Consider the following 5,737-nt stretch of genomic DNA (forward strand, 5'->3'; position numbering starts at 1 on the left):
CCGGTGAACAGCCGGCGCGCGGCGCCCACGTCGCGGGGGCGGTCCACGGTGAGGATCGCGCCCACCTCGTCGGAGCCGCGCCGGTACCACAGCGCCGCCCAGCCCTCGCCGGACGGGCTGCCGCGGAGCACCACCTCGTCCTGGGTGCGGGGGAGTCCGAAGAGCGCCAGCTCGTGCCCGAGCTGGGTGGAGAAGACGTAGGGCGCGACGTCCGCCGCGGTGTCGTCGGGCGTGCCCAGCAGGTCGGCGACGAGCCCGGCGGGTGCGCGCAGCGCTCCGTCCCAGTGGCCGCCCGGGATCCAGCCGTGCCGGGCGGACCGCCGGAGCGCGACGTCGCCCACGGCCCGGACGGAGCGGGGCGCGCCGATGACCGTGTGGTGCTCGTCGACCCGCAGTGAGCCGTCGTCCTCGCGGGGGAGGGCGCCGGCGAGCCAGTCGGTGGTCGGACGGGCACCCACGGCCGCGAGGACGACGTCCGCCTCGATGAGCTTCCCGTCGGCCAGGCCCACGCCGTTGGCGCCCACCTCGACCACGTGCTCGCCCGTCAGCAGCCGCACACCGGCCGCGGCGTACCAGGAGGTGGTCAGCTCACCCACGACCTGCCCGAGCGCCCCGGCGAGCGGCGCCCCCGTCGCCTCGACCACGACCACCTCGACGCCCGCGGCGGCGGCGACCCCTGCCACCTCGGCGCCGATCCAGCCCGCGCCGATCACCACGAGGCGGTTCCCCGGCTGAAGGGCCGCGCGGAGGCGGTCGGCATCCGCGGCCGTGTGCAGCGTCAGCGCGGCCTCCCACCCCGGCGGGCGGACGGCGTGCGCGCCGCTGGCGATGACCAGCGCGTCGGCCGACAGCGGGCCGTCGTCGGTCTGCACCTCGGGGTGCGCGCCCGAGAGCGACAGCGCGCGCGCCGGGGAGCTCAGGTGGACCTCGTCCGCGAGCGCGAGCAGGTCGACACCGATCTCGTCGGTGAGCCAGGTGGGCGTGGTGCGGTCGAGGAGGTGCTTGGACAGCGGCGGCCGGTCGTACGGCGCGATGCCCTCGGTGCCGAGCACGACGACCCGTCCGTCGAACCCCCGCTCGCGCAGCGCCGCCACCGTCTGGGTGGCCGCAAGTCCCGCGCCGACGACCAGCACGTCACGCGGTCGGGAGGGGTCGAGGGGCTCGTCGTCGGTCCGGGCGCTCACCTCGCAACGGTAGTCTCCCGTCGGGAGGCACGAGCGAGATGGTGAAGGAGCGCATGAGCGGGGGAGCCGGGGTGCATCGAGCGGCTCCTGCTCACCCCGGCGCCGGAACGCCGGAGCGCGTCGAGAAGCCCGTGCAGGACGTGCGGCCCGTCGACCCGCCGTCGACCGGGCCCATCCCCGTCGAGGAGGCCCCGCTCGACCCGCGCGCCATCGCGCGCGCGTCGCTCGACGCCGCCCGGAACGTGTCGTTGTGGTGGACCAGCTCCGGCATCGTCGTCGCCACCGTGGTGGCCCTCGTGGTCGGCACCCGGGCAGGCGCGCTGGTGCTCGCCGGCGTGGCGCTCGTCGGCGCGGTCGTCCGGGCCGTGCTGCCCTCACCGGGTCCCGTGGCGCTCACGGTGCGGGCGAAGGCGATCGACGTGGCCGTGCTCGCCCTGTTCGGCGTGGGCATCGCGCTGCTCGCGCAGATCCTTCCCCGCTGACCAGCAGGGACGCACGGACGCCCGGCACCACGAGGGCACCGGGCGTCCGGTCGTGCGGGTGGGGCTCAGCGCTCCGAGACCACCAGGACGTCGTCCGTGGTCACGTACGCGTCGTCCTCCTCGAGCAGGTTGTCCTCGACCGGCTCCGCGGCGAATGCGCGGTAGATCAGGCCGGCGAGCGCGGCACCGACCAGCGGGGCCACCCAGAACAGCCAGAGCTGGCCGAGCGCCCAGCTCTCGGAGAAGATCGCCGCCGCCGTCGAGCGGGCCGGGTTGAGCGACGCGTTGGTCACCGGCATCGCGACGAGGATCAGGACGGCCAGCGACAGACCGATCGCGAAGGGCGCCTGGACGTTCGCGGACCGACGGTCCGTCGCGCCCAGGATGACGCCGACGAACACGGCCGTCACGACGATCTCGACGAGCAGACCGATGATCAGCGAGAACTCCACCGTGCCCTGCGAGGCGGTCGCCAGCGGCGAGTGCTCGCCGAAGCCGTTGGCGACGTTGGTGAAGAACGTCTTCGCCGTGTCCTCGGGGTTCTGCGTGATGGCGCTGGGGAGCTTCGACGGGATGGTGATGAACAGGATCGCGGCCGCGAGGATGCCACCGACCAGCTGGGCGAGCCAGTAGGGCAGGACGTCCTTCCACGGCGTGCGGCCGCCGATGGCGGCGCCGAGCGTCACGGCCGGGTTGAAGTGGCCACCGGAGACGTGGCCGACCGCGATGATCGCGGCGAGCACCGYGATGCCGAAGCCGAGCGCCACGGCGAGCCCGTCGACCTGGCTCAGGCCGGAGTAGAGGGCGATGCCGAGACCGACGAGCACGAGCGCGAAGGTGCCGAACGCCTCGGCGCCGAGGCGCGAGACCAGGCCCGGGCCGGTGACGACGACGGTGCCGGCGGGCACCACGTACGCGTCGAGCTCCTCGACGACGACGTCCTCGTCCTTCTCCTCCGGCGCGACCGTCGCCTGCTCGGCGACCTCCTCGGCCGCGGCGGCTGCGGTCGTCTCCTCGGGCGCGGGGGCGCCCTCGGCCGCGGTGGTGTCGGGCTCCGGGGTGGCGGCCTTGTCGGGGTTGTCCTGTGACATGTCGATCCTGTCGTGAGTAACCGTCGGTGGAAGAGCTGGTGCGCGGGGAGACTGCCACGCCCGGCTGTGCGGCCGTGACGACGCGGCGCTCGGCGTCGCTCCCCTGATGGGGGCCAGCATGCCAGGCCCGCGCAGTCCGGTCACGACAAACGCCGCCCGCAGGCGACCCACGCAGATCTCTCGACGTCGAGTAATCTTGTCCGCGGACCCGCGCCGGCAGACGCTCCATCGTGCCGTGCCCCCACCCGTCCCCAGCACAGGAGATTCCCGCATGGCGAAGATCAAGGTTGTCGGCCCGGTCGTCGAGCTCGACGGCGACGAGATGACGCGCATCATCTGGCAGTTCATCAAGGACCGCCTGATCCACCCGTACCTCGACATCGACCTGCGCTACTACGACCTGTCGATCCAGAACCGCGACGCCACCGACGACCAGGTGACCGTGGACGCGGCGAACGCGATCAAGGAGCACGGCGTCGGCGTCAAGTGCGCCACGATCACGCCCGACGAGGCCCGCGTCGAGGAGTTCGGCCTGAAGAAGATGTGGGTGTCGCCCAACGGCACCATCCGCAACATCCTCGGTGGCGTCGTCTTCCGCGAGCCGATCATCATCAGCAACATCCCGCGCCTGGTGCCGGGCTGGAACAAGCCGATCATCATCGGCCGTCACGCCTTCGGGGACCAGTACCGCGCGACCAACTTCAAGGTCCCCGGCGCCGGCTCGCTGACCATGACGTTCACGCCCGCCGACGGGTCGGAGCCGATCCACCAGACGGTCGTCACGTACCCCGAGGGCGGCGGCGTCGCCATGGGCATGTACAACTTCAACGACTCGATCCGCGACTTCGCGCGCGCCTCGTTCGCCTACGGCCTGCAGCGCGGCTACCCGGTGTACCTGTCGACGAAGAACACGATCCTCAAGGCCTACGACGGCTCGTTCAAGGACATCTTCCAGGAGGTGTTCGACGCCGAGTACGCGGCGGACTTCGCCGCCGCCGGGCTCACCTACGAGCACCGCCTCATCGACGACATGGTCGCCGCGGCCATGAAGTGGGAGGGCGGCTACGTCTGGGCGTGCAAGAACTACGACGGCGACGTGCAGTCGGACACGGTCGCGCAGGGCTTCGGCTCGCTCGGSCTGATGACSTCCGTGCTSATGACSCCCGACGGCAAGACCGTCGAGGCGGAGGCCGCGCACGGCACCGTSACGCGSCACTACCGCCAGCACCAGGCCGGCAAGCCGACGTCGACCAACCCGATCGCGTCGATCTACGCCTGGACCGGTGGCCTGAAGCACCGCGGCAAGCTGGACAGCACGCCCGAGGTCACGCAGTTCGCGGAGACGCTCGAGCAGGTCGTCGTCGAGACCGTCGAGTCGGGCGCGATGACCAAGGACCTCGCGTCGCTGGTGGGCCCGGACCAGGCGTGGCAGACCACCGAGGAGTTCCTCGCGACGCTCGACGCCAACCTGGCGGCCAAGCTCGCCTGACCTCGCACAACACGGACGGCGTCCACCTTCGGGTGGGCGCCGTCCGTCGTCTGCGGGGTAGCGTGAGGGCGCCGCCGTCGCCGATCGAAGGAGCCCGTTCCGTGGCCAGCTCGCCCGTCACCGTGACCGTCACCGGAGCCGCCGGCCAGATCGGCTACGCGCTGCTCTTCCGCATCGCGTCCGGCCAGCTGCTCGGCCCCGACACCCCCGTCCGGCTGCGCCTGCTGGAGATCCCCCAGGCGGTCAAGGCCGCCGAGGGCACCGCGATGGAGCTGGACGACTGCGCGTTCACCACGCTGGACAGCGTCGAGATCTACGACGACGCCATGGCCGCGTTCGACGGCGTCAACGTGGCCCTGCTCGTCGGCGCGCGGCCCCGCACGGCCGGGATGGAGCGCGGCGACCTGCTCTCCGCCAACGGGGGCATCTTCAAGCCCCAGGGCGAGGCGATCAACGCCGGCGCCGCCGACGACGTCCGGGTGCTGGTCGTCGGCAACCCGGCCAACACCAACGCGTTCATCGCGGCGTCCCACGCGCCGGACGTCCCGAGGGAGCGGTTCACCGCGATGACGCGCCTCGACCACAACCGTGCGGTCTCGCAGCTGGCGACGAAGACCGGCGCGAAGGTCGCGGACATCGCGCGCCTGACCATCTGGGGCAACCACTCCGCCACGCAGTACCCCGACCTCTCGCACGCGACCGTCGCTGGCCGCCCCGCGCTCGAGGTCGTCGGCGACGACGCCTGGGTGCGCGACACGTTCATCCCGACCGTGGCCAAGCGGGGCGCGGCGATCATCGAGGCGCGCGGCGCCTCGTCGGCGGCGTCCGCGGCGAACGCGGCCATCGACCACGTGCACACCTGGGTGCACGGCACGCCCGCGGGCGACTGGACCTCGGCAGGCATCGTCTCCGACGGCTCGTACGGGGTGCCCGAGGGGCTGATCTCGTCGTTCCCCGTCACGTCCGAGGGCGGAAGCTGGCGGATCGTGCAGGGCCTCGACGTCGACGAGTTCTCCCGCGGCCGGATCGACGCGTCCGTCGCGGAGCTGGTCGAGGAGCGCGACGCGGTGCAGGCGCTGGGTCTTCTCTGACCGTGTGGGCCGAGGAGGTCGCTGTCGCACGCCCGGGCACGGGCTGGGGGGCGTTCCTCGGCTGGGTGCTGCTGGGCTCCGGGATCGGGGTCGGCTTCGGGCTCGGCCGCGTGGTCGGGACCGTCGGCCTGTTCGGGGCGCTCGGCCTGCTGCTCGTCGTCGGTGTGCTCGTCGTGCGCCAGGGTCCCCGACCCGCCCAGCTCGGGATCGTCACCGGGCTCGGAGCCCTGCCCCTGGCGATCGGCTGGCTCAACCGGTTCGGCCCCGGTGAGTTCTGCACCGGTGGCGTGACCGGGGCGTCGGAGTGCATCGCGCAGGCGAACCCGTGGCCGTTCGTCCTGGTCGGGGTGGTCGTCGCCGTCGTCGGCATCGTGCTGTTCGCGCGTGCCCGCCGTGCACC

Annotated in this window: 5 protein-coding genes and 1 pseudogene; 4 read left to right on the plus strand and 2 right to left on the minus strand. The window is 72.7% G+C overall.

Annotated features, from left to right (window positions below):
* The coding region (locus tag AC1DUQ_RS16270; protein ID WP_477074143.1) for an FAD-dependent oxidoreductase at positions 1-1,184 on the minus strand (1,184 nt) is incomplete at its 3' end.
* Between the two features lie 53 nt (positions 1,185-1,237).
* On the opposite strand from AC1DUQ_RS16270, the gene AC1DUQ_RS16275 reads away from it, so the two are divergent.
* Positions 1,238-1,666, plus strand: coding sequence for a DUF3017 domain-containing protein (locus AC1DUQ_RS16275; RefSeq protein ID WP_477061463.1), 429 nt, complete (start codon positions 1,238-1,240; stop codon positions 1,664-1,666).
* A gap of 65 nt (positions 1,667-1,731) precedes the next feature.
* Here the strand turns inward: AC1DUQ_RS16275 and AC1DUQ_RS16280 are convergent, their stop codons facing one another.
* Complete coding sequence (locus AC1DUQ_RS16280) at positions 1,732-2,757, minus strand: MIP family channel protein (RefSeq protein ID WP_477074144.1); 1,026 nt, start codon at positions 2,755-2,757, stop codon at positions 1,732-1,734.
* Between the two features lie 271 nt (positions 2,758-3,028).
* Between AC1DUQ_RS16280 and AC1DUQ_RS16285 the strand changes: the two genes are divergently transcribed.
* From AC1DUQ_RS16285 to AC1DUQ_RS16295, 3 genes and pseudogenes are all read left to right on the plus strand, one after another.
* Positions 3,029-4,246 carry an NADP-dependent isocitrate dehydrogenase gene (locus AC1DUQ_RS16285; protein ID WP_421734594.1) on the plus strand — a complete coding sequence of 406 codons (1,218 nt, stop codon included), beginning with the start codon at positions 3,029-3,031 and terminating at the stop codon, positions 4,244-4,246.
* Between the two features lie 101 nt (positions 4,247-4,347).
* Positions 4,348-5,337, plus strand: a complete 990-nt coding sequence (locus AC1DUQ_RS16290) for a malate dehydrogenase (protein WP_477061465.1) — start codon at positions 4,348-4,350, stop codon at positions 5,335-5,337.
* Between the two features lie 2 nt (positions 5,338-5,339).
* A pseudogene (locus AC1DUQ_RS16295) lies at positions 5,340-5,737 on the plus strand (hypothetical protein); the annotation flags it as partial.

The sequence above is a fragment of the Cellulomonas sp. P4_B5_2 genome (genome assembly GCF_056402235.1).

Coding starts and splice junctions, on each gene's coding strand:
- AC1DUQ_RS16275 (WP_477061463.1), top strand. CDS start 1,238: ATGAGCGGGGGAGCCGGGGTGCATCGAGCGGCTCCTGCTCACCCCGGC.